General features: G+C 48.1%; 21 protein-coding genes and 1 riboswitch. Of the genes, 17 read left to right on the top strand and 4 right to left on the bottom strand.

Features of this window, described 5'->3' with window-relative positions:
* The first annotated feature begins 56 nt into the window (after nucleotides 1-56).
* The 7 genes from pstC (at nucleotide 57) to sdaAA (ending at nucleotide 6,227) form a co-directional block, all read left to right on the top strand.
* Complete coding sequence (gene pstC, locus MKZ12_RS02435; protein ID WP_100528178.1) at nucleotides 57-965, top strand: phosphate ABC transporter permease subunit PstC; 909 nt, start codon at nucleotides 57-59, stop codon at nucleotides 963-965.
* A 2-nt stretch (nucleotides 966-967) separates the two neighbouring features.
* On the top strand, nucleotides 968-1,855 hold the full coding sequence (gene pstA, locus MKZ12_RS02440; protein ID WP_339242887.1) for a phosphate ABC transporter permease PstA: 888 nt from the start codon (nucleotides 968-970) through the stop codon (nucleotides 1,853-1,855).
* A 12-nt stretch (nucleotides 1,856-1,867) separates the two neighbouring features.
* Complete coding sequence (gene pstB / locus MKZ12_RS02445; RefSeq protein WP_339239266.1) at nucleotides 1,868-2,623, top strand: phosphate ABC transporter ATP-binding protein PstB; 756 nt, start codon at nucleotides 1,868-1,870, stop codon at nucleotides 2,621-2,623.
* Between the two features lie 242 nt (nucleotides 2,624-2,865).
* Nucleotides 2,866-3,843 (top strand): phosphotransferase, encoded by a 978-nt coding sequence (locus MKZ12_RS02450; RefSeq protein WP_339258550.1) that lies wholly within the window; start codon nucleotides 2,866-2,868, stop codon nucleotides 3,841-3,843.
* Nucleotides 3,844-4,196: 353 nt separating this feature from the next.
* Nucleotides 4,197-4,319: riboswitch (glycine riboswitch) on the top strand.
* Nucleotides 4,314-4,508: a hypothetical protein gene (locus MKZ12_RS02455; RefSeq protein WP_339258552.1), complete on the top strand. Its 195-nt coding sequence runs from the start codon at nucleotides 4,314-4,316 to the stop codon at nucleotides 4,506-4,508. (Overlaps the previous riboswitch by 6 nt.)
* Before the next feature lie 62 nt (nucleotides 4,509-4,570).
* Entirely contained in the window at nucleotides 4,571-5,260 is a 690-nt protein-coding gene (gene sdaAB / locus MKZ12_RS02460; RefSeq protein ID WP_253429474.1) for an L-serine ammonia-lyase, iron-sulfur-dependent subunit beta, read from the top strand.
* Nucleotides 5,250-6,227, top strand: coding sequence for an L-serine ammonia-lyase, iron-sulfur-dependent, subunit alpha (sdaAA, locus tag MKZ12_RS02465; protein WP_339258553.1), 978 nt, complete (start codon nucleotides 5,250-5,252; stop codon nucleotides 6,225-6,227). Before sdaAB ends, sdaAA begins: the two co-directional genes overlap by 11 nt.
* Nucleotides 6,228-6,400: 173 nt before the next feature.
* Here sdaAA and MKZ12_RS02470 read toward each other — a convergent pair whose 3' ends face one another.
* Complete coding sequence (locus tag MKZ12_RS02470; RefSeq protein WP_339258555.1) at nucleotides 6,401-8,161, bottom strand: alpha-glycosidase; 1,761 nt, start codon at nucleotides 8,159-8,161, stop codon at nucleotides 6,401-6,403.
* Nucleotides 8,162-8,396: 235 nt separating this feature from the next.
* On the opposite strand from MKZ12_RS02470, the gene MKZ12_RS02475 reads away from it, so the two are divergent.
* The 5 genes from MKZ12_RS02475 (at nucleotide 8,397) to MKZ12_RS02495 (ending at nucleotide 13,097) form a co-directional block, all read left to right on the top strand.
* Complete coding sequence (locus MKZ12_RS02475) at nucleotides 8,397-9,080, top strand: response regulator transcription factor (protein WP_253429484.1); 684 nt, start codon at nucleotides 8,397-8,399, stop codon at nucleotides 9,078-9,080.
* 56 nt (nucleotides 9,081-9,136) lie between these two features.
* Nucleotides 9,137-10,648 carry a HAMP domain-containing sensor histidine kinase gene (locus MKZ12_RS02480; protein WP_339258556.1) on the top strand — a complete coding sequence of 504 codons (1,512 nt, stop codon included), beginning with the start codon at nucleotides 9,137-9,139 and terminating at the stop codon, nucleotides 10,646-10,648.
* An 85-nt stretch (nucleotides 10,649-10,733) separates the two neighbouring features.
* On the top strand, nucleotides 10,734-11,648 hold the full coding sequence (locus MKZ12_RS02485; RefSeq protein ID WP_339239272.1) for an ABC transporter ATP-binding protein: 915 nt from the start codon (nucleotides 10,734-10,736) through the stop codon (nucleotides 11,646-11,648).
* Nucleotides 11,645-12,361, top strand: coding sequence for an ABC transporter permease (locus MKZ12_RS02490; RefSeq protein ID WP_339258558.1), 717 nt, complete (start codon nucleotides 11,645-11,647; stop codon nucleotides 12,359-12,361). Before MKZ12_RS02485 ends, MKZ12_RS02490 begins: the two co-directional genes overlap by 4 nt.
* A gap of 1 nt (nucleotide 12,362) precedes the next feature.
* On the top strand, nucleotides 12,363-13,097 hold the full coding sequence (locus MKZ12_RS02495) for an ABC transporter permease (protein WP_339258560.1): 735 nt from the start codon (nucleotides 12,363-12,365) through the stop codon (nucleotides 13,095-13,097).
* 95 nt (nucleotides 13,098-13,192) lie between these two features.
* On the opposite strand, the gene MKZ12_RS02500 is transcribed toward MKZ12_RS02495, so the two are convergent.
* Nucleotides 13,193-13,753 (bottom strand): DapH/DapD/GlmU-related protein, encoded by a 561-nt coding sequence (locus MKZ12_RS02500; RefSeq protein ID WP_339258562.1) that lies wholly within the window; start codon nucleotides 13,751-13,753, stop codon nucleotides 13,193-13,195.
* 340 nt (nucleotides 13,754-14,093) lie between these two features.
* Here MKZ12_RS02500 and MKZ12_RS02505 point away from each other — a divergent pair, with 340 nt between their 5' ends.
* A complete protein-coding gene (locus tag MKZ12_RS02505; RefSeq protein ID WP_339258564.1) occupies nucleotides 14,094-16,802 on the top strand; it encodes a PAS domain S-box protein in 2,709 nt (902 codons plus the stop codon).
* A gap of 155 nt (nucleotides 16,803-16,957) precedes the next feature.
* Here the strand turns inward: MKZ12_RS02505 and MKZ12_RS02510 are convergent, their stop codons facing one another.
* Entirely contained in the window at nucleotides 16,958-17,911 is a 954-nt protein-coding gene (locus MKZ12_RS02510; protein WP_339258566.1) for an L-lactate dehydrogenase, read from the bottom strand.
* A gap of 542 nt (nucleotides 17,912-18,453) precedes the next feature.
* Between MKZ12_RS02510 and MKZ12_RS02515 the strand changes: the two genes are divergently transcribed.
* The 3 genes from MKZ12_RS02515 (at nucleotide 18,454) to MKZ12_RS02525 (ending at nucleotide 20,509) form a co-directional block, all read left to right on the top strand.
* Nucleotides 18,454-19,140 (top strand): hypothetical protein, encoded by a 687-nt coding sequence (locus MKZ12_RS02515; protein ID WP_339258568.1) that lies wholly within the window; start codon nucleotides 18,454-18,456, stop codon nucleotides 19,138-19,140.
* Between the two features lie 137 nt (nucleotides 19,141-19,277).
* On the top strand, nucleotides 19,278-20,099 hold the full coding sequence (locus MKZ12_RS02520) for a protein kinase (protein WP_339258570.1): 822 nt from the start codon (nucleotides 19,278-19,280) through the stop codon (nucleotides 20,097-20,099).
* A gap of 161 nt (nucleotides 20,100-20,260) precedes the next feature.
* Nucleotides 20,261-20,509 (top strand): hypothetical protein, encoded by a 249-nt coding sequence (locus MKZ12_RS02525; protein ID WP_339258572.1) that lies wholly within the window; start codon nucleotides 20,261-20,263, stop codon nucleotides 20,507-20,509.
* A 317-nt stretch (nucleotides 20,510-20,826) separates the two neighbouring features.
* Here the strand turns inward: MKZ12_RS02525 and MKZ12_RS02530 are convergent, their stop codons facing one another.
* The gene (locus MKZ12_RS02530; protein ID WP_017690946.1) at nucleotides 20,827-21,036 is read right to left on the bottom strand and encodes a hypothetical protein; all 210 of its coding nucleotides are present in this window, start codon (nucleotides 21,034-21,036) and stop codon (nucleotides 20,827-20,829) included.
* A gap of 206 nt (nucleotides 21,037-21,242) precedes the next feature.
* On the opposite strand from MKZ12_RS02530, the gene map reads away from it, so the two are divergent.
* Entirely contained in the window at nucleotides 21,243-21,989 is a 747-nt protein-coding gene (map, locus tag MKZ12_RS02535) for a type I methionyl aminopeptidase (protein WP_339239281.1), read from the top strand.
* The last annotated feature ends 135 nt before the right edge of the window (nucleotides 21,990-22,124 follow it).

Here is a 22,124-nt window from a genome sequence, read left to right on the forward strand (position 1 = left end):
ATTAATTCTACTATAGAAGGATGGTTGTTATGGAACAGACCGAAGGGGGAACGGTAATGAATAACAAGTTGAAACCGCGCCGGCCCTTAAAAGAAAAACATTATTGGGAAGAGTGGACGGGACGGATCTATACGTCGATTTGTGTCGTTTTCCTGATCGTTGTCATGTTTTCCATTGTTTATTTTGTAGCGTCCAAGGGACTGTCCACATTTTTCCAAAATGGAATAAGCATAAGCGAATTCCTTGGTGGAAAGACGTGGAATCCAACTGGAGAACCTGCGTTCTACGGGGCATTGCCGTTCATTACAGGTTCTTTCATTACAACCTTGCTTGCAGCATTGATCGCTAGTCCACTTGGTCTGTGTGCAGCACTCTTCATGACAGAGATTGTACCGGGTAAAGGGAAAAAGATATTGCAACCCGCGATTGAGCTCTTGTCCGGAATTCCGTCCGTTGTGTATGGATTTATCGGTCTGAGTGTCATCGTACCTTTGCTGCGCAGTATCTTTGGTGGAACAGGCGTTGGGATCGCAGCCGGATGTCTTGTTCTCGCGGTAATGATTCTTCCTACGGTAACAAGTATTATGGCAGACGCTTTGTCCGCGTTGCCAAAAGGATTGCGTGAATCCTCGTACGCACTGGGTGCCACTCGCTGGCAAACTATCTACCGTGTCATCATCCCAACGACATTGCCAGCTTTGTTGACAGGTGTCGTATTGGGTATGGCCCGTGCTTTTGGTGAGGCCCTTGCTGTGCAGATGGTTATCGGTAATGCACCGCATGTTCCAACATCCTTGCTCGAATCGGCTTCAACATTAACAAGTGTAATTACACTCAGCATGGGTAACACCACGATGGGTTCTGTTCATAACAATGCACTGTGGAGTATGGCGCTTGTCCTGCTGGTGATGACATTTGTCTTCGTCATTCTGGTTCGCCTGCTTGAAAGGAGGAACCGGGTATGAAAATGAAGGCAAAGACGGTAGATAAAATTGCAACATCCGTTATCGTTGTATTGGCCCTGTTCATTGTTATTATATTGCTCGGTCTGCTTGGCTTCATCATGTATAGAGGCATTGGACATATTAGCTGGAACTTCCTGACGAGCGCACCCCAGTTGCTTAAAGGTGGCGGGGGGATTGGTCCACAGCTCTTTAACTCCGTATTCCTGTTGATTCTGACGTTGATTGTGACCATTCCGCTCGGATGGGGTGGTGGGATTTACATGGCGGAATACGCCAAGCCAGGCAAGATCACCAGCTTCATTCGTCTTGTCGTTGAAGTGTTGTCATCATTCCCTTCCATCGTTATCGGTTTGTTTGGTCTCTTGTTGCTAGTCAATCAATTTGGTCTTGGTTTCTCCCTGATCTCGGGTGCCCTGGCTCTAGCGATCTTTAACTTGCCACTGATGGTGCGGACAACGGAGCAGGCCTTCCGGGCCGTTCCGAAGGAACAGAAGGAAGCAGGTCTGGCACTTGGACTGTCCAAGTGGAAGATTATCACTTCCATTCTGCTGCCTGTGGCATTGCCGAGCTTGATTACGGGTACGATTCTGGCATCTGGCCGGATCTTTGGTGAAGCAGCAGCATTGATGTTCACCGCAGGTATGAGTAGTCCGCCATTGGACTTTACAGATTGGAATCCGACGAGTCCGAGATCACCGCTTAATCCGTTCCGTCCGGCAGAGACACTTGCTGTCCATATCTGGAAAGTGAACAGTGAAGGCATTGGACCAGATTCCAAAGAGGTGGCAGCAGGGGCATCCGCCGTGCTTGTCATTCTCGTGCTGGCGTTCAATCTAAGTGCGCGCTGGATCGGTCGGGTTGTATTCCGCCGCATGACAGCTTCGAAATAAGGAGGAACCAACATGGCCATACCTTTTGGTACGGAACAGTTAAGCATATATTATGGACATTTTCAGGCGGTCAAGCAGATCAGCCTGACGTTTCCCGAATCGAGTGTAACGGCACTTATCGGGCCGTCTGGGTGTGGTAAATCTACGTTCCTACGGTCGCTTAACCGAATGAACGACGAGATCGCCGGTTCCCGCACAGAGGGACATATCTGGATGGATGGTAACGATCTGAATGAGCCTGGAACCGATGTAATCAAGCTTCGCCAGAAGATTGGCATGGTGTGGCAGAAGCCGAACCCTTTTCATAAGTCCATCTACAACAATATCGCGTTTGGCCCCCGCTACCGTGGTACGAAGAGTAAGAAGGCACTGGATGAGATTGTGGAAAAAAGCTTGCGCCGTGCTGCGCTCTGGGACGAAGTGAAAGACAGGCTGAATGAATCAGCCCTGTCTCTCTCAGGTGGACAACAGCAGCGGTTATGTATCGCCCGCGCCCTGTCTGTTGATCCGCAGATTCTGCTGCTCGATGAGCCTGCATCTGCACTAGACCCGGTATCCACGGGTAAAGTTGAAGAATTGATTACCGAGCTCAAGAAGGAGCTGCGGATTGTTATTGTTACCCATAACATGCAGCAGGCAGCACGTATTTCGGATTATACAGCTTACTTTTATCTGGGCAGCATGATTGAGCACGGGGATACAGAGCATATTTTCACGAACCCGGACAATCGTTTGACGCAAGAATACATTATGGGGCGTTTCGGATAATTGGATCATGGAGTGGAGTGTCACATAGAGCCACAGACAGAGAGATGAAGAAATAAATAGAGACAAAAGAAGCACAATGCCTGGACGTTTGTTCGGGGGTTGTGCTTTTTATTTTATAATTACAGTGGGATTTTCTGTATGCAGGATCAACATTATGCTACGATATTTAGTACAAAGATAGCGTTTACATAAATTTAAAGGAGATGTTGATAATCACTACGGATCAGAGGTCTTACGACCTTGTGGCAACACAGGTCATACAGAATTACGCGATTGAAAAACCTGTCGTTTCCTATATTCGTCACAACGAGAATCTGACGTATCATGTCGTTGATGAAGCAAGCGGGCAGAAGTATCTGCTCCGTATCCATCAAGCTGCATATGCAAGTATGTCAGGCATTCAGCACACGCCTTCTGCATTGGAGGCAGAGATGGACCTGCTTCATGAGTTAAATGCAACAACAGCATTACGCGTCCAACATCCGGTACGCAATGTATCGGGAGATTGGGTCACGTTATGGACAAGTGAAGAAGGTAAAGAAATCTGCTGTACAGTACTGGAATGGATTGAGGGCAGGGACATCCAACAGGGAGAACGCCTGACAACAGAGCAGATATATGATCTTGGTGCTCAGCTGCAGATGCTTCATCAATATGGACGTGTGCAGAATCAGACAGATCGAACTAAGGTACGCCCGGCATATGGTAATGTCCATGAGAATTTGGTCATGCTAGGGCAGCTGGAAGAGGGAGTTCGATTGGGAATTTTTACAACGGAAGACTTCGATCTGCTTCGGGAGACGTTTGAGAACATTAACGAGCAGTTAGGAGCGTACCCTCTCGATGAAAAGACCTGGGGCGTTATTCATGGAGATATTACTCGCAATAATCTGCTGATAACGGATCAGGGGATGTCCATGATTGATTTTTGTCTACACGGTTATGGTTATTATCTTTTCGATGCCGGAGGGGCAGCGCTTATGTTCAATCGGGAGGAACGTGACATATTCTTATCTGGATACACAAAACAGATCGCACCACTGACGGATCGAGATATCCGTTTAATGGAAGGGTTCATGCTGATCTTTACACTTGGTTATTATGCTTTTCAGATGGCGAACGAGTCTAGGCACGAATGGATGAAAGATCGCATGCCGAAGTTATGCAGCAAGTATTGCAGACCTTATGTACAGAACGAGAGTATCTTCTACGAACTGTGAATTATAATTCAGATGTGCAGATCCGGAAGGGCTATGAACAGGTAGTTCAAAAATCATGGTTGCCTGAATACCCGAACAGTTTCGTGGATAATTTCATAAATAGTAGTAAGCGCTTTATGAATTGAAGCGAAATGAAATAATCTGTTTAAAAAATTTCTTTTACCGAGTTAATGTGATGAAAGCTGACAAAATATTCTGGTTTTCATCGATTCAATCGAAAATGAAGGAAATACATCCAAAGAAATCGTTAAGTTTGTTGACACTGATCTTCCGGTCGATTAATCTTAATGAAGAAGAATGAACGATTTCCATTACTGTTCTGACATACGCTCAGAATGGTTCCATACAGCGGATGATAACGAGCGGGAGAGACCTGAGTTAGCCGAGCAATGGCTAGTGTTCAGGCACCGAAGGAGCAAGCTGCTGCGCACCCGGCCCAGTGGTTAATCTCTCAGGTAAATGTACCATCGTTGGACGCAACTCTGGAGAGTGCGCGAACTGCGCCACCCAAGGGGTATATGATCAGTCAGTCTGGTGACTTGTCTGCAATTGCAGGGCATGCACCCTGTCGTGAGACACTGCTGATCGTGAAACTCTCAGGTATCGAGGACAGAGAGAGGGCCTGTGGCCTTCTTCTGTCCTTTTTTGATGTCATCATTCAGTAATAAAGGAACATTATGGCATGGGATCTGGATGGAAATGACGAATACAATTGGAGGGTTATGAGGTGCGATTTAAAGATGTTTTCTCAATTATTGGTCCGTCGATGACGGGGCCTTCAAGTTCACATACAGCTGGAGCAGCAAGACTGGGAAGAATTGCGCGTCAGTGGCTAGGTTGTACGCCTGAACGTGCCCGGCTGACGCTCTACGGTTCATTTGCTGATACGTATCAGGGCCACGGAACAGATCTGGCACTGATCGGCGGTCTGCTGGATTATGTTACAGACGATCCGCGCATCCCAGATGCGGAGCAATACGCAGAGGAAGCGGGTATGGAGGTTGAGTTTTATACAAGCGGTCTGCCTGCTCCTCATCCCAATACGGTCAAAATTGAGTTGTGGCATGAAGGGCGTACATGTTCCTTAATCGGTGCTTCTATTGGTGGTGGTAGTGTGTCGGTGCATGCGATGAATGATTTTCGTGTCCAGATTAGTGGTGAGTTTCCGACACTCGTGCTGCGACATGCAGACAAGGCAGGGGTGCTTGCCTCGGTAACGTCCACGATCAGTTCATCTGGGGTTAACATCGGGTATATGCAGGTTGATCGGAAAGCCCGTGATGGCGAAGCACTTACTGCGATGGAGATGGACGGCGTGCCGAATCCTGATATGCTCAAGCGTCTAAAAGAGCTGGATCATGTACTGGACATTCGTGTCATCGATTTGAAGAGAGGAGTTGATTCGGATGCGATTTAAACATTTACATGAACTGAATACGATCTGTACAGCGGAATCCAAAACGATTGCTCAATTGATGATCGAGGAGCAGGTTCAGGAGACCAATACACCGGAAGCGGATGTTGTGAAACAGATGTCTGAATATTATCAGGTGATGAAGGAAGCGGTGCGTAAAGGGTTAACGGAAGATACCACATCACGCAGTGGATTAACGGGTGGAGACGGTAAAAAAATGGCCGAGTACATTCGCAAAGGTGAGACTTGCTCAGGAGATGCTTCCGCACTTGCCATGGCGTATGCCCTGTGTGTATCTGAAGTGAATGCCTCTATGGGCCGGATTGTGGCAACACCTACAGCCGGTTCCTGCGGCATCATCCCTGGTGTTTTTATCAGCTCACAGGAGCGATTTGGCTGGACGGACGAACATTTGGTGAATGGGTTGTTCTGCGCGGGAGCAATTGGTTATGTTATTGCCAACAATTCATTTATCTCTGGTGCAGAAGGTGGCTGTCAGGCAGAAGTGGGTTCCGCAATCGGCATGGCTGCGGGTGCCATGGTTGAACTGCGTGGAGGTACACCGGAACAGGTCGTTCATGCCGTTGGTCTAGCGTTAAAAAATACACTGGGCCTGATCTGCGATCCGGTCGCAGGTCTCGTTGAAATTCCATGCATCGTACGTAACGGACTGGGTGCCGTTACGGCGCTGGCTGCGGCCGACATGGCATTGGCCGGAGTACGTAGTGCTATTCCGTCAGATGAAGTCATCGACGTGATGCTGGAAGTAGGCAGTGCGATGCCGAGCCGCCACCGGGAGACAGCCCAAGGCGGGTTGGCTCAGACACCAACGGGTCGCAAAATGATGCAGAAGCTGGCTAAACCGAAGGCCAAGCGAGCAGAGCCTGAGACGGAGTCGAAGCCAGCGGATGCTGACACAGCTACAAGTGGGGCAGATAATGTTCAAGTGGACACGGACCCTCAGGTTTAATCTGAACGGGGGTCCCCGAGGAATAACCAGTGACATGATGATGTATAACGGCGATATAGAAACAAGCGTCCGCGAACCCGAATTCGGGTTCTGCAGGACGCTTGTTTAATGCCGCCAAATGATGTGAAGCTAGGCTACTTATAAGTGACTTCAGATATATCTGTATTATGAATCTAGTCCTGGCTTACAGCCGTACTCAGTACGGCATATCCATACGCGGGCAATTCAACGGCAAACACGCCATCATCCTTGGCGGTACGATGGTTTCCACCGAATAGCGCGGTCCATTCCTCGTCACCCGCCTCCAGCTCGACAATAGCCGTCTCTTCCGAGCGATTGAACAGAACCAGAATGCGTTCCTCTTCATTCTGCCGTTCGAATACCAATTGGCTGCCATCCGAGCGAGCCTGCAGGAAACGAACGGTGCCTTCTGCACGCAGGGCAGGATGAGCATGACGCAGGGAGATCAGTTTCTGATAAAAGTCGAGCAGCTCACGGTCCTGCTTCGCTTCATCCCATTCCATGCATTTACGGCAGCCCGGATCATGGTCACCGTCCATTCCAATCTCGTCTCCGTAATAGATGCACGGCGCGCCCATGTAACTGAACTGGAATAACGCAGCTAGCTTCATCTTGCGCTGGTCGCCTTCACATAGCGTGAGCAGCCGCGGGGTATCGTGGCTGTCCAGCAGGTTGAATGCAACTTCGCTGGCTTGAAGCGGATAACGGGACAACTGTCGTCCGATGGAGTTCGCGAACTGTTCGGCGTGCATTGTGTTTTTCACAAAGAAAGCATTCACGGCATCGGTAAACGGATAGTTCATGGACGCATCGAACTGGTCGCCTTGCAGCCAGGAAGAAGACTCGTTCCATACTTCGCCCAGAATGTAGGCATCCGGATTAGCGGCTTTGACCACACGGCGGAAATCACGCCAGAAGGCATCATCCACTTCGTCGGCAACATCCAGTCGCCATCCGTCTGCACCCACTTCCTTAATCCAGTACTCGGCAACCTCCAGCAGATAGGCCTTAACCTCGGGATTCTCCGTATTCAACTTAGGCATGTGCGCTTCGAATCCGAAAGTCTCATACGTAGGAATGCCGTCTTTCACGTCCAGCGGGAATTCATGTACATGGAACCAGTCCTTGTATTTGGATTGTTCTCCGTTCTTCTGCACATCCACAAACGGGGCAAACGTCTTCCCGGAATGGTTGAACACAGCATCCAGCAAGACGCGAATTCCACGTGCGTGGCACAGCTCGACCAGTCGCTTCACGGTATCTGCGTCACCAAAATGCCGGTCTACCCGCAGGTAGTCTTCGGTATCGTATTTGTGATTGGTGGTAGCTTCAAAGATGGGGGTGAAGTAGATCGCATTAATGCCCAGATCACTGATGTAATCCAGATGGTCGATCACACCCTGAAGGTCACCGCCGAAGAAATTGAAAGGTGTCGGCTCGCCACCCCACGGTTCCACCTTTTCCGGACTAATATCCGGGTTGCCGTTCGCAAATCGTTCGGGGAAAATCTGATAGAACACGGCATCCTTGACCCATGCAGGGGGTGTGAATACAGCTCCTGCATGAATATAAGGGAACTGGAACATACGACCCGGATCGTCCGGTTCTTCTTCCTGGAAGTCCGTTTCGGTCATCCAGATCTGTTCATCTCCACTTTTGAGAAGAAAAGAGTATTTTAGTCGGTGGTAGGGAGGTTTCACCTCGCCCTCGAAGTAATCGAACATCGAGTCAGAGGTGAACATTGTTAAAGGAACCAGCGCTTTGGTTGCATCCCATGCATATTTGTCTCCAGTCAGGGCATGTACCTCAGTCAGATCATTCTTTTTGGCGCGTAGGCGCAGATGAATTGTGTCTTGGTCATAGGCATAGGCCCAATTGCGTTTCGGTTGATGATAGATGGCTTCCAGCAGCATAATGAAATTCCTCCCGTCAGGTGTAGGTATAATATGTACTTGGTCGATTTAATTGATATAACATTCCCCACGTTAATGGATAAGCTATAATTAGAATGTGTGGTAACGTAAAGGAATTCAACATGGCTTCAACAAGATAACAAGATTTGAATCCATCTGTTATAGATAGCTTTTTTATGATGAGGCTCAGATATATCATTAACCCAATGGGGGCGGAAAGGAAACGAATATTCGAATGAAAACCAAACTGTTATACATTGAAGATGATACGGAAATTGCAACTTGGGTCAGAGCCGATCTGGAGGAGCGCGGTTATGAGGTGGTATGGCTCGGCAGTGGTGAAGGTGCAGCGGAGGCTGCTGTTGGTTGCTCACTCATCATTCTGGATGTCATGCTGCCCGGGCTGGATGGATTTACGGTGGGCCAGCGACTGAAAAAAGAACATCCAGCCGTGCCCATTGTCATGCTCTCGGCCAGAACGTCCATTGACGACAAGTTGCACGGTCTCGATTTTGCCGATGACTATGTAACGAAACCATTTCACCCCGATGAACTGGCTGCCCGGATTGAGGTCCAACTGCGTAAGGCGGGAACTGCGGTCTCATCGGATACAGCTCTGAAGCTGGATCATCTCTCCATCTATGAGAAGGACAACCGCATCGTCAATGAGGAGACGGGGGATGAGATTGTTTTATCGGGGAAACAGTTCCACATCTTCGCTTACCTGCTACGACATATGGGCATGATTCGAACCAAAGAGCAGATCTATGAAGCCGTCTGGAACGAGCCTTATCTGGATGGGGACAAGACTTTAATGGTACATATTCGACATCTTCGCGAGAAGCTGGAGCTTGACCCGGCCAATCCAGTCGTTATTCAGACGGTCCGCGGTGTGGGATATCGTGTGAAGAAGCCATGATCCGACGGTTCAGAGCACGGAAGACGATGAATGGAGAATGGAAAGGAGAACCGCGCATGGATCCTAAGCATAAGCAAACCAGGCAGGGCAAGCTACGCTTTGGGCGGTCCTTGATGTCCAGATATATCATCCTGATTCTGGCGGCCGTATTATTCGTGCCTGTCGTTCTGCCGATCATATCCATCATATATGTTGTCGTAGTGAACAACACAAATACGAATCAAGCGGCACCGTACGGTGATGTTACCCGGATCAGTAACCTATGGTCGCGTGAAGCGGTGAACCTGAATGGTGCTTCAGATGAGGAGATTAAGGCCCGTTTGGAGCAATTACATGCATCGTACCCCAAGTCTTCCATGTATCGTGTGAATGCGAGCGGTGAGACCCTCTTTATTCTCGGTGGTGAAGATGTAACGCTTCTGAATTCCACATCGCCGGATGGCGGGACAGACACGACATTGAGATGGTCACTGGATTCCGGGAAAACGGCAGAGACTCGAATTCCGGCCATATGGAATGTGAGCAACACGGTTCAATTCATGAAAGAAGCTTCCTATCGAGATCCGCTAACCGTAGTTACATACATCGGTGGAGGTGAAAAGGACAAGGGACAGGGCTTCATGATCATAGAAGTGCCGCGATCACTTCTGCAAACGACACAGAGTAACTGGCCGATGGAGCTCCTTTATCTTGGCATTGTGATGACGATCATCTTCATGATTTTCATCATCATGTCGATTCTCTTCTTCGCGCGCATTCGCAAACGACTTATTCGCTTACAGACGGCGATGATGACCCCGGGCAAGGAGGGCATTCCGCTTCCGGTTGATATCCGCCGGTCAGATGAGATCGGTCAACTGGAGGAATCATTTAACCAGATGGTGCATCAACTGTCCGATAGCCGCCAGCGTGAGCGTGAGGAAGAACAATTGCGCAAACGTCTGATTGCGGGGCTTTCCCACGATCTACGCACCCCGCTAACGGTGATTCGTGGACATATGCATGCTTTGCATAAGGAAGCGCTAAGCGAGCAAGGTGACCGTTCATTACATCGCATGGAAGCGAAGATGGAGGATCTCGGCGGGCTCATTGACAACATGTTATCCTATAATTTGCTCACGAGCGGTAAATATACGCTGAAGCTGGAAGAGAAAGATATGCTGCGGATTGTCAGAGAAACGGCAGCGGCCTGGTATCCGGTCTGGGAGAAAGAGCAATTCGAAATTGATATTGATCTGCCGGATGAACCGTTGATCTGGCATATGGATGAACAAGGCATGCGCCGTATTCTGGATAATCTGTTCCAGAACGTGATCCGCCATGCCGCCAGCGGGAAATATATTGGCATCTCAACCCGGGAGATTCAGGGGGAGACGGCTATCGTTATTCAGGATCTCGGTCCGGGAATGCAGCAGGATTCCGACACCAAAGGCACAGGTCTGGGTTTATCCATTGTAGACCTGTTAATTCGTGAGATGGGACTGCGCAAGCGGGTAGACAGTTCCGATACGGGCGTTCGGACATACATCTACAGTGGTAAGGGAAGTAAGGACACAACGAACCCTTAAGATCTCTTTTTTAAACTAAACTTAAACTGGAGACCACCTTGGCTTTAACCTTGGAAGGTTACGATAGTTCCGAGGTGATCATACAGTGAGTGAAAATATTATTCAAACAGCGAATCTATGGAAAACATACCGGGACCGTGCAGCGGTCCGTGAACTTGATCTGCATATTAAAAAGGGAGATATCTACGGCTTCCTCGGTCCCAACGGTGCCGGAAAAACAACAACGATTCGCATGCTTCTCGGCTTGATTAAACCAACCAAAGGCGTGATCCGTGTCTTTGACAAGGATATCCGCAAGGAGCGCATGGACATTCTGCGCCGTGTGGGTTCCCTGGTGGAATACCCTTCTTATTACGGACATCTGAATGCGGTAGAGAATCTGGAAACTTTGCGCCGCATCCTCAATGTCCCGAAATCAAGAATTGCTGAAGTGCTGTCTATTGTAGATCTGACCAAGGATGCCAAACGTTCAGTGAAGGGGTATTCCCTTGGCATGAAGCAGCGTCTGGGTATTGCCAGCGCTTTGCTGGGTGAACCGGAGCTGCTGATTCTGGACGAACCAACGAATGGGCTTGATCCGGCCGGTATTCAGGAGATTCGTGAACTGATCAAACGCATGCCTCTGGAACATGGCATTACCGTTCTCGTTTCCAGCCACTTGTTGAGTGAAGTTGAACAGATGGCAAGTCGTGTCGGCATTATCCGTGAAGGCAAGATGGTGCTCCAGGATACCATTGCGAGTCTGCATAGTCAGACGGGTAGTTCTATCCGCTTAACGGTTTCCGAGCCGGAAGAGGCCATGAAACTGGCGAGAGAGCAGGGGCAATTTGGTCAGCGACAAGGTTCTGCGTTAACGTTCCCTTATATGGATAACCCTTCGGTTGCACTGCTTGTGCGCCGATTGATTGAACAGGATCATGATGTGTATCGTGTTGAGGAACAGCGTCAGTCGCTGGAAGATCTGTTCATGCGGGTCATTGGCGAGGGGGCTTCCATATGACCGGACGTGCATTATCGTCGGACTGGCTCAAGATTCGGGGCAAGGGAATTTGGTTTCTCGTTTTTCTGGCTCCGTTTGGATTGACAGCGATGCAGGCGCTTAATTTTGGCTTACGGTTGGACTATCTGAAAGAACAGTATGCGGATAACCTGTGGGGCGGATTGTTGGGCAATGTAATTGTCTTTGTACCGTTGTCCCTGATGCTGGGAGCAACCATTCTCAGCTCCATGATCGCGAGTGTCGAGCATGAACAGGGATCGTGGAAACAGTTGCTAGCGATGCCAATTTCAAGACCGGCCGTGTATCTGGCCAAGTTCTTGCTGGCTTGTCTACTGCTGGTAATCTCCTGCCTGCTGCTAACCGCAGGAATTATAGGTCTGGGTCTGATCCTCGGATTCCATGCCAGTGAGATCCCTTGGACACATGCCATCAAGCTGGGGCTGCTGCCTTTGGCTGGTGCGCTTCCCGTGTTGTCGTTGGAGTTATGGCTCACAATGGTCAATAAAAATCAGGCGCTTCCCGTCACTCTGGGAATTGTTCTCGCGATAACAGGCATGTTCGCGCTCAGTATCTCACCGTATTTTCCACTTGCTTGGGCACAGATGGCTTGGAATGGACCTAATCCATATCTGTATGCAGGCATGGGGGCAGGTCTGGGTCTCTTGATCCTGTTGTTGGGTATGGTGCATTTTAGCCGGAAGGATGTGGCCTGATATGAGCTTTGCGACAACGTATTTTCGCATTCTATCGGCTGAGCGCTTGAAGATGGGCAAGTCACCCATATGGCTCCTGATTCTGTTAAGTCCACTTATTGCACTGCTCATCGGACTGTTGTCCACTCCATCAGGGAGTTGGCAGGTTTTGATGGGCACCATGGTCTTCTTGCACGGATTACTCCTGTTGCCGATGCTGACTGGCGTGTTTACGTCCTTTGTCTGTCGTTTCGAACATGCAGGAGGAGGGTGGAAGCAGATGCTGGTTCTGCCGCTCACACGTTCAGGTGTATACGCAGGCAAACTGACGATTGTACTTATGCTTCTGGCGGGTACACAAGTGTTGTTGCTGCTATCCATTCTGCTGGCAGGCACGATTCATGGCATTACGATGCAGATACCCTGGGGATTCCTGGTAGGCAAAATGCTGCTTGGGTTATTGGCTTGTGTACCTCTTGCCGCCTTGCAGATGTTCGTTTCTCTCGTGTGGAGTAGCTTTGCTGCACCGCTCGCATTGAATTTTGCACTGACTGTGCCCAATATCCTTATCGTCAACTCAGCGGCATATGGACCGTATTATCCTTGGGCGCAACCGATGATTCTGATGACACCCGTAGACGGCGGAGGTTTCGGAGCCTATAACGTGCCGCTGCTGACGCTGCTGTCAGTCGTTGGGGGCAGTGCTGTCATTTTCATAGGAATTGGCATGCTGTATTTTGCGAAGAAAGAAATCTGAATAATTGAATATATCCCTACTTATCCTATGGCCAATATCCTCTTTTAAGCAAAACATGCAACGTTCTATTGTATGTGAGCTTGAGGGGATTTTTTCTAATGTCTGACCCAACCGTCATGAATGGTCAGTTCCCGAATGATTTTGGCCGGCGCTCCGGCTACAAGTGTATTCTCGGGTACATCTTTGGTCACCGTGCTTCCAGCTGCCACGACGGCATTCCTGCCAATTGTCACGCCGGGCAGAATGAGCGCGCCTGTACCAATCCAGGCATTATCCTGAATGACAATTCGCTTGGCAGTCTGGCTCCCATCATCCAGTGAATCAATTCGGTGATAAGCACTGTCAAATATGCTTGTTCGAGGCCCGATCATGACGTTATTACCGATGGTCACCTCTACGTTGGCGGCGATCCCCACACCGGCATTAATCATGACGTCATCGCCAATCGTTAATCGCGCCCCTTTGACCACAGTTAGTTGGGTTCCCCAAGGTTTACCTATGATGTTAAGCCGCTTTCCCACCTGCAAATCACCATGTTTATTGAGATATACTTTTCCCCTGATCCGTGGCAGTAGGCCCATTGAGGGCTGAATTTTACTAAAAATGGTCAAGCCTCTTAATTTGCCATAGGAAATTTTAACTCTGTTGGGCAGCATGATTCATTCATCCTCACCTTCGTCAAAAACGTTTTTTAACGATTATAGCCTGTTTGATACAAAATGTATCGTTAATTTTATGTCGTGGCTTACTACCTTGTATAACTTACATGCGTTTGGAAACGCCTTCTAAGCAAAAATTAAAATTCCAAGTATTACATCACACAACATGTGAATTAAATCATAGATTGTAAGCAAAATGAGACGAGAATCTGGTAAAATAAAAAAAGCTGTTTCTAGGCAGGCTTACATGGTTATTCGAGGGTAGGCCCATTTCGGCAAGGGATAATATATCCCTGTTGTTAGATGAAGATATTGGCTGAGAAAAGAGGGGTAAGCCTTGGATATTAATAAAACGGAAACCCTGAAGCGCATTATTTCTGAGGGAAGTTCTTACCAATCACTGTTTTTTAACCACCCGGATGCCATTTATGTGATGGACATCCATGGAAATTATATTGATGCTAATCCCTCGGTGGAGCGGATGTCGGGGTATACACTGGATGGCTTGATTCGTATGAATCAGAATCAGCTCTGTCCTCCGGACAGTGCAAATTTACGCAATGAATATATTAAAGAGGTACTGGCTGGACGTTCAGTCAGTAATTCCATTACCTTTTATCATAAAGATGGTTCCCTGAAACAAGCAGAGATCACGTATGTGCCTATAACGGATGGAAACGAAGTTGTAGGAATCTATGGTATTGCCAAAGATGTTACCGATATCCTGAGAGTGCAACGTGAGCTTAAGGAGGCACAGGAGAAATATCAGGTGCTGGCTGACCATGCACAAGATCTGATTACGACTTGTGCTATAGATGGAGAGTTGTTATATGTCTCACCTTCTGTGCACACCTTGCTGGGTTATAAGCCGGAGGAAGTCACAGGAAAGTCCTTCAAGGATTATTGTTATCCGGGAGATTACCCGGACCCTATGGATCTTTCCAAGATCGGCAATGGCTGCAAGATGCGTGTGTTGCACAAGAAGGGACACTATATCTGGATGGAGACCTTGGCGAAGCCTGTGACCGAAGAGCGTGGCAAGAGTGTCCAGATTGTAAGCATCAGCAGGGATATTACCCAGCATAAGGATGCGGACAGACGTCTTCGGGAAAGTCGTCAGCGATACAGATCGCTGTTCGAACATAATCCGGCAGCTGTGTATTCATTGAATCTGGAAGGCAAGTATAGTGCTGTGAACAGCAAACTTGTGCAAATGCTGGATATTCCGCGTAATAAGCTGATTGGCAAATCTTTTCTATCCAATCTGGATAAATGTGAAGTGCAGTACGGCGAACACTATTTTGAAATGGTGAAGAAGGGTGAACCTCAGTATTATGAGACCCGAATCGTCAATTCCAGAGGTCGGAAGATTGAAGTATCCGTTACGAATGTGCCCATTATTGTGGATAAGGAAATGGTAGGCGTCTATGGTATCGTGTCCGATATTACCGAACGTAAGGAATACACGGAACGGATTCAGGAGCTAAGCAAGCAACATGAGCTGATCCTTAACACGGTGACAGAAGGAATATATGGTTTGGATGCGGATGGAGTCACCATGTTTATGAACCCTGCAGCAGCCTCCATGTTCGGTTATGAGGCGCAAGAGTTCATTGGCAAGAATTCACATCCGATCATCCATCACACTCGTGCAGATGGAAGTCATTTCCCAATAGAAGAGTGCCCGATCCACATGACCGTGCTGGATGGACAAAGTCGTTCAATCAAAGAAGATGTGTTCTGGCGTAAAGATGGCAGCAGCTTTCTGGTGCAGTACCAGGTGACGCCGATTATTGAACAGGGACAGATTCAGGGCGCGGTGGTTGTGTTTAATGACGTGACTGGCGAGCGTGAAATTGTACGTGCTAAAGAGACGGCTGAGCTGGCAGCTCAGGCCAAGTCGGAATTTCTGTCGATGGTCAGCCATGAGATCCGGACACCGATGAACGGGATTGTGGGGATGACCGAATTATTGATCGGTACCGATCTGTCGGAAGAACAGCGTGAATATGCCGAGATTATTCAGGATAGTGGTGATGCACTGCTGAACATCCTTAATGATATTTTGGACTTTAGTAAGCTGGAATCCGGGAAAATGGCCTTGGCTTATGAGCCGTTTGCATTACGTAAGATGCTGGAACAGGTTGCCGAACTGTTTAAACCCCGCGCAGATGAGAAACATCTGGAAATCAGATATCGTCTCAATCCAAGCATCCCTGAATTCATGGTTGGTGACGCCATACGTATCCGGCAGATTCTGGTGAACTTGGTTGGCAATGCGCTTAAGTTCACGGATCAGGGAAGCATTGATGTTACCGTGGATATTATCAAAGGCAGAAAGCCTGAAGATAGCGTGCTTGATTTTGCTGTGCAAGATACGGGAATTGGCATCCCGGCTGACAAGCTGGATCAGTTGTTCCAGTCCTTCTCTCAACTGCATCCGGTGATTAACCGTAAATATGGTGGTACGGGGCTGGGACTGGTCATCTCCAAGCGACTCGTGGAGATCATGGGAGGTAGTATTAGTGTCGAGAGTACAGAAGGGGAAGGCTCAACCTTCCGATTTGCTGTTCCTGCGGCAAGTGTAGATGCTTCAGCCGAACAGACAGCAAGTCAGTTCCATCATGATCGTACACGTCAGAGTGACAAGGTCGCCATGCGTATTCTGGTGGCAGAGGATCATCCAGTGAACCGCAAGATTTTGCGAGAATATCTGGAGAAGCTGGGGTACCAGGCAGATGTGTGTACCAACGGCGTAGAAGCAATTGATGCCATCTCTCAGAATGCTTATGATATTGTTCTGATGGATATTCATATGCCGGTGATGGATGGACTTAAGGCGACAGACCTGTTACACCGCCTGATTCCAAGGGATCGTATACCTCCAATCATTGCAGTTACAGGCAATGCCAAACGTGAGGATAAGGAAGCTTGTCTGGAGATTGGTATGCGTGATTTTATTAGCAAACCGGTCATGCTAAGTGAGTTGAAACGGGTGTTACAGCAATGGGGGCCAAGGGACGAACCCCAGCTTGCACCGAACTGAATAACGATCTGTTAACGATAACGATGTAGCTGTGAAAATAACAAACGCAAACACGCCAATCATACTCCTCAGATGGAGTGTGATTGGCGTGTTTGCGTTGACAGGCTTTTCAAGATGAGCCGAAGCATATCGAAGTAGAGCGGTACACGAATGAGTTATGCTAATGTGAGACGATTGATATTGCCGGATAGTATCTCACAGGAATTATTGAATTTTTGGCGTTCCGCCGCATCCAGATTCAATTCAATCACCTCTTGAATGCCATCTCCTCCGATGATTGCAGGAACACCGACGCAGACATTATGTTGATTGTACTCACCATCCAGAATAGCGGATACGGCGATGATCTTGTGTTCATCATTGAGGATTGAACGGGTAATGTGCGCGAGGGCATTGCCGATTCCGAATTGAGTAGAGCCTTTACGGGTAAAGATCTCCCAACCGGCATCCTTCGTTTTGCGGGCAATATCGTCCAGATCCAGATGTTTGAAGCGCTCCTTGTGCTGATCCAAAATGTGCATAATCGGTTTGCCACCAATGGTCACATGTGACCAGGCCACGAACTGGGATTCTCCATGCTCCCCGAGCGCATAACCATGCACACTGCGTGGATCGATGGAGAAGACTTCAGACAGCAGCGTTTTGAGTCGTGAAGAGTCAATGGACGTCCCTGTGCCGATAACATGCTCACGGGGAAGACCTGATAACTTCCATACCATATAAGTTACTATGTCAACCGGATTAGCAGCGACGACAAAAATCCCGTTAAATCCACTGTTCATGATGGGAACCACGATGTCTTTGGCGATGGACTCTGCTTCCTCCAAAATATCCAGCCGTGTCTGTCCTGGCTTCGGATTCGCCCCTGCGGTTAAGATAATCACATCCATATTGCCACAATCCGCGTACGTGCCCGCATATACTTTGGTTCGGTTATGTGTAAAGTCCATACAATGGGAGAAATCCAGTGCCTGTGCTACGGCACGGTCATACGTCCGGTCAACCATCATAATTTCTCTGCATATGGATTGATTGATCATGGAATACGCACAACTTGAACCGACAAGGCCCGCCCCGATCACCGCTACTTTACCTGATTTGCCTAACACTTCCGTTCAGCCCCCAATTAGATTGATATTTTCCGTTACTAACGCGTTCTATGTTAAGTATAGTCCTTTATTTTATGCCGGAATGCACTTCTACGTTACATAAGATAACACACGAAAAAGCAGTACAGCAATGATATCCGCTATCGCGGGAGCGTATTGGAGTAAGTGAGTTAACAAAATTGACATGAATAATTCATAATCATATGATTTGACGGCATTTGCACCTGTGTCATTCGACATGACAGCATTCATGCTCCTTGTCGGATTCGGGGTTATTTGTGCGGAATATATACCTGACAAAACTTCTTAGGAATCCGCAGAAACAGAACAAAACCGTCAAAGGGATCTGCCGAGAAGCCGACGAATACATACGGATAAGCAAAAGATTAACATACTTGATCCATGAGACAGGTTGCCCCGATCCGATGACGGTTCCAAAAAGGAACGCTGAAGCCGTAATGTTTTATCCGAGAGTCCATTCATAACTCACTAAAGATATTATGAAATGGATTCCCAAAAGACTTCATTCCGGGAGGGAATTAATGATGATTGAAGAAGCAGGAGCAACGACGGAAACGGCCAAGAGCCTGGGCATAGGTGCCAGTACTCTTCGTAAATATGCGGCGGCACTGGAAGAGCAGGGATACCGGTTCGAACGTTCCGCCAACAAATCCAGACTATTCAAGTCCGACGACATCGAGTGCATTGAACGCCTGATGACCGAACTCAGAGAGCATAATCTGCCCTTGGCTGATGCTGTGGTGACTGTATTGGCCCCAGAGGCACCTGTAGCTGTAGCGGAAATAGATGTACCTGTGGTGGGGATTGAAGGTCTTTCAGAGTCCGAATGTGCAGCGACAGTCATGCCATCAATATCTCCTGAGGGCCCGGAATCCATCGGCAATCTGAGATCCTATGAGGGTCTGGGACAACTGGTAAGTGAGGTAACATACGGTGCTGTAGAACAGCAGCAGGACGATCGGGTACAGCTGCTGCAACAGCGGGTTGATGAATTGGAGTTGACCCTTCAGCATCTGGCTGATACACATATGGCTCTTCAGGAACAGATGGAGAAACAACGCCTATGGATGAACGAAAAGCTGGAGGAAGAGCGAGATCGCGAACTCGTGACCAATCTGCGCAGTTTCCAGGGAAGAAAACGCAAACCCAAAGGAGTATCCCTGCGTATGTTGTTTGGATTCCTGCCCAAGAAGCATAAGGAAGCTTAAGCAACGGACTATGGCTCATCGTGATTTTGCATGATCGGCCTGATATAATAAGCTCCATACAACATGAAGACTGGCCATGGATCGCTCGGTATAGAAACAGACCGGGATGAGTTCGGATAGCTGGTGTGGGAGGATCTGTGGAGCTGCGACGAATTTGGCAAAGATTGCTCGGACTGTGGACAGACCGTCCTCGTCGGAAAGGGACGGCCCTTGCTGAGCGATATACAATACAGGAATTGCTGGGTATGGGGAGCTATGGGCTGACATACCTGTGTACAGATGAGCAGAACGGCAGGGAAGTGGCGTTGAAGGAGTCCAAGCCCAGCAAGGGAAGACTCGCTGCACATCTGCTGGAGCGGGAGGCGGACGTGATGAAACTTCTGCATCATCCGGCGATTCCCGATCTATTGGATGTGTTCACATTCGGGAGACGAAGTTATATCGTTACCGAGTATATTCGTGGCCAGACGCTGGAAGATTGCATATTTGAGCAAGGTCTTCGATATACGGAGCGGGAATGTCTGGAATTAGCTGGTCAACTACTGGCGCCAGTGGCTCATGTGCATGAGCAGGGATATATTCATGGAGATGTGCGGATTCCCAATGTTATTTTACGTGAAGGGAAGGTGCATCTAATTGACTTTGGCCTGGCGAGACGCTTGGGGGAGCCGTTGTTGCCTGAGCTAAAGCGACGTATGCGTGAAGTCCCTGAGCCTGAAGATGAACTCGCTACACCGGATCATGACTTGCAGGATATCGGCCACTTTCTTCTCTTTATGCTGTATTCGGCTTACGAGCCAGAGAAGGGTCGTGAACCTGCCAGCTGGCAGGAGGAACTTAAGCTTACGCCGGAATTGCACCAGATGCTGGAGCGGCTCCTGGGACTTCGCCCGGGTTATGAAGGCGGAGCAATGGAGTTACGGGCAGAGATGGAACGTGTGTTGATGAAGGTAAGATGAATAAGTTCTATAGGCGGACCTATATTGGTTATTCGTGACCTCTTCGTATGATATCTGTAGGGGTCTTTTTCCTTTTTACTGATACATGCATAACGTATCAAAACAGTGGGTTGAATGATATAATGAATAACAATTATACGTTGAAGGAGGCGATTCATCATATGCTTAAAAAACTGGAAGGCGATCATGCCGAATTATTTAAAACGTGGTTTCATAGCAAAAAAGACACCATAGTGGATATCGAAGGGAAGCATTATTTAATCAAGCCGCTGGAAAACGTCGTTCAGGAAGAAATAGAAAGTGATCACGAACTCAAAACTTTAATTTTACATGCCAAGAAGGATATCTCTTCGGGTAGGGTCTACTCCACAGATGATATAATTGACGCAATTGAAAAAGGGAATTTATAGATGTTGATCCAGTGGACACCTTCAGCAAGACAGGCTCTCGCTCAAATCGGCAGTGTTCGTTTCACTCAGGAAGAAACAAAGCTCTATTTAAAGTGTATTACTCGTTCTCGGTGGATAAGCGAATTTGCTTCATTGAGGCATTAAGACATCAAAATCAGCAAAATTGATACATACATATAAAGAAACAATAAAGGGGTGTTCTGTTAGCCGTGTGTATGGCTAGCGAACACCCCTTTATTTTTGTTACATCATTGATATATGGACCTGTCCACTGAGCAGGCTGATGATTACTTTTTAGTAGCAGGAGTAAAGGCCGCTTAGCTGGAGCTGTATTTTCTGCTTTTGTAATACCCGGAGCCACTGCGGCTGTCCCTATATTTCACATCCGAAGAAGAATAGCGCTTGTAGGAACGCTTGCCGGAGGAACTGCTGTGACGTTTATATGAGCGTCTGTCCGAAGAACTGTAACGTTTGCGGTGAGATGAAGATTTGGAATCGATAAGTTTACCGATGATTTTTTTGAACATGAGCTTTCACCCTTTCGACTTCAACTGTTTTAACCATATACGTGGCCAGATCCGAAGGGGTTTCGAGTTTTTCATGGATAATTGTATTCATTGGACAGGAGCTTGGCGTATAATAGGATGTTGCTGTTGCACGACATTTTTTATTTTGCGCGTTTAGCGTTACAATAGAGGACAGGATAAGATTTTAACGGACAGGAGTAGTTGTTATGATTACGTTGAAGACCAAAGAGCAGATTGAATATATGAAAAAAGCCGGAGAAATTCTCGCCGCGTGCCATAGAGAAATTGCAAAGATGATTCGTCCGGGCATTACGACACAGGAGATCGACCAGTTTGCAGAGGCTTTTATGAAGAAAAATGGCGCTACGCCGGAACAAAAGGGATATAACGGATACCAATATGCGACATGTGCGTCGGTTAATGATGTGATCTGTCACGGGTTTCCGGGAAAATATGCACTGAAAGACGGCGATATCGTTACAATCGACATGGTGGTTAATCTGAATGGCTGGCTCGCCGATTCGGCTTGGTCATATGCTGTAGGTGAAGTAACCCCAGAAGCGCAACATCTGCTGGATGTAACCAAAAAGTCACTGTACAAAGGTATTGAATTGGCCGTGGTGGGTAACCGGATCGGCGATATCTCCCATGCCATTCAAGTCTATGCAGAGGGTGAAGGTCTGTCGGTTGTACGCGAGTTTATTGGACACGGCATTGGTGAGAAGATGCATGAGGAACCACAAGTCCCTCACTATGGTCCGCCACATCGGGGTCCGCGCCTGAAGGAAGGTATGGTTATTACGATTGAACCGATGTTGAACATTGGTACGTATCGCAGCAAGCTGGATTCGGATGGATGGACTGCACGTACTATGGATGGAAGTCTGTCTGCCCAGTATGAACATACGATTGCAATCACAGCAGACGGTCCTGTGATTTTGACAGCACAATAATAGCTAAAAGCAGCTACAATGTGACGATATTTGCATATTTCAAGGCGGCCCACGTTTGTGATCCGCCTGTTTCGGTTTAAACTAATAAGAAGTGATAACACAGAGCCAGTGGTGAGGGATCTCAGCTGACAAGGG

The organism is Paenibacillus sp. FSL R5-0713 (assembly GCF_037973325.1).
Lineage (GTDB): Bacteria > Bacillota > Bacilli > Paenibacillales > Paenibacillaceae > Paenibacillus.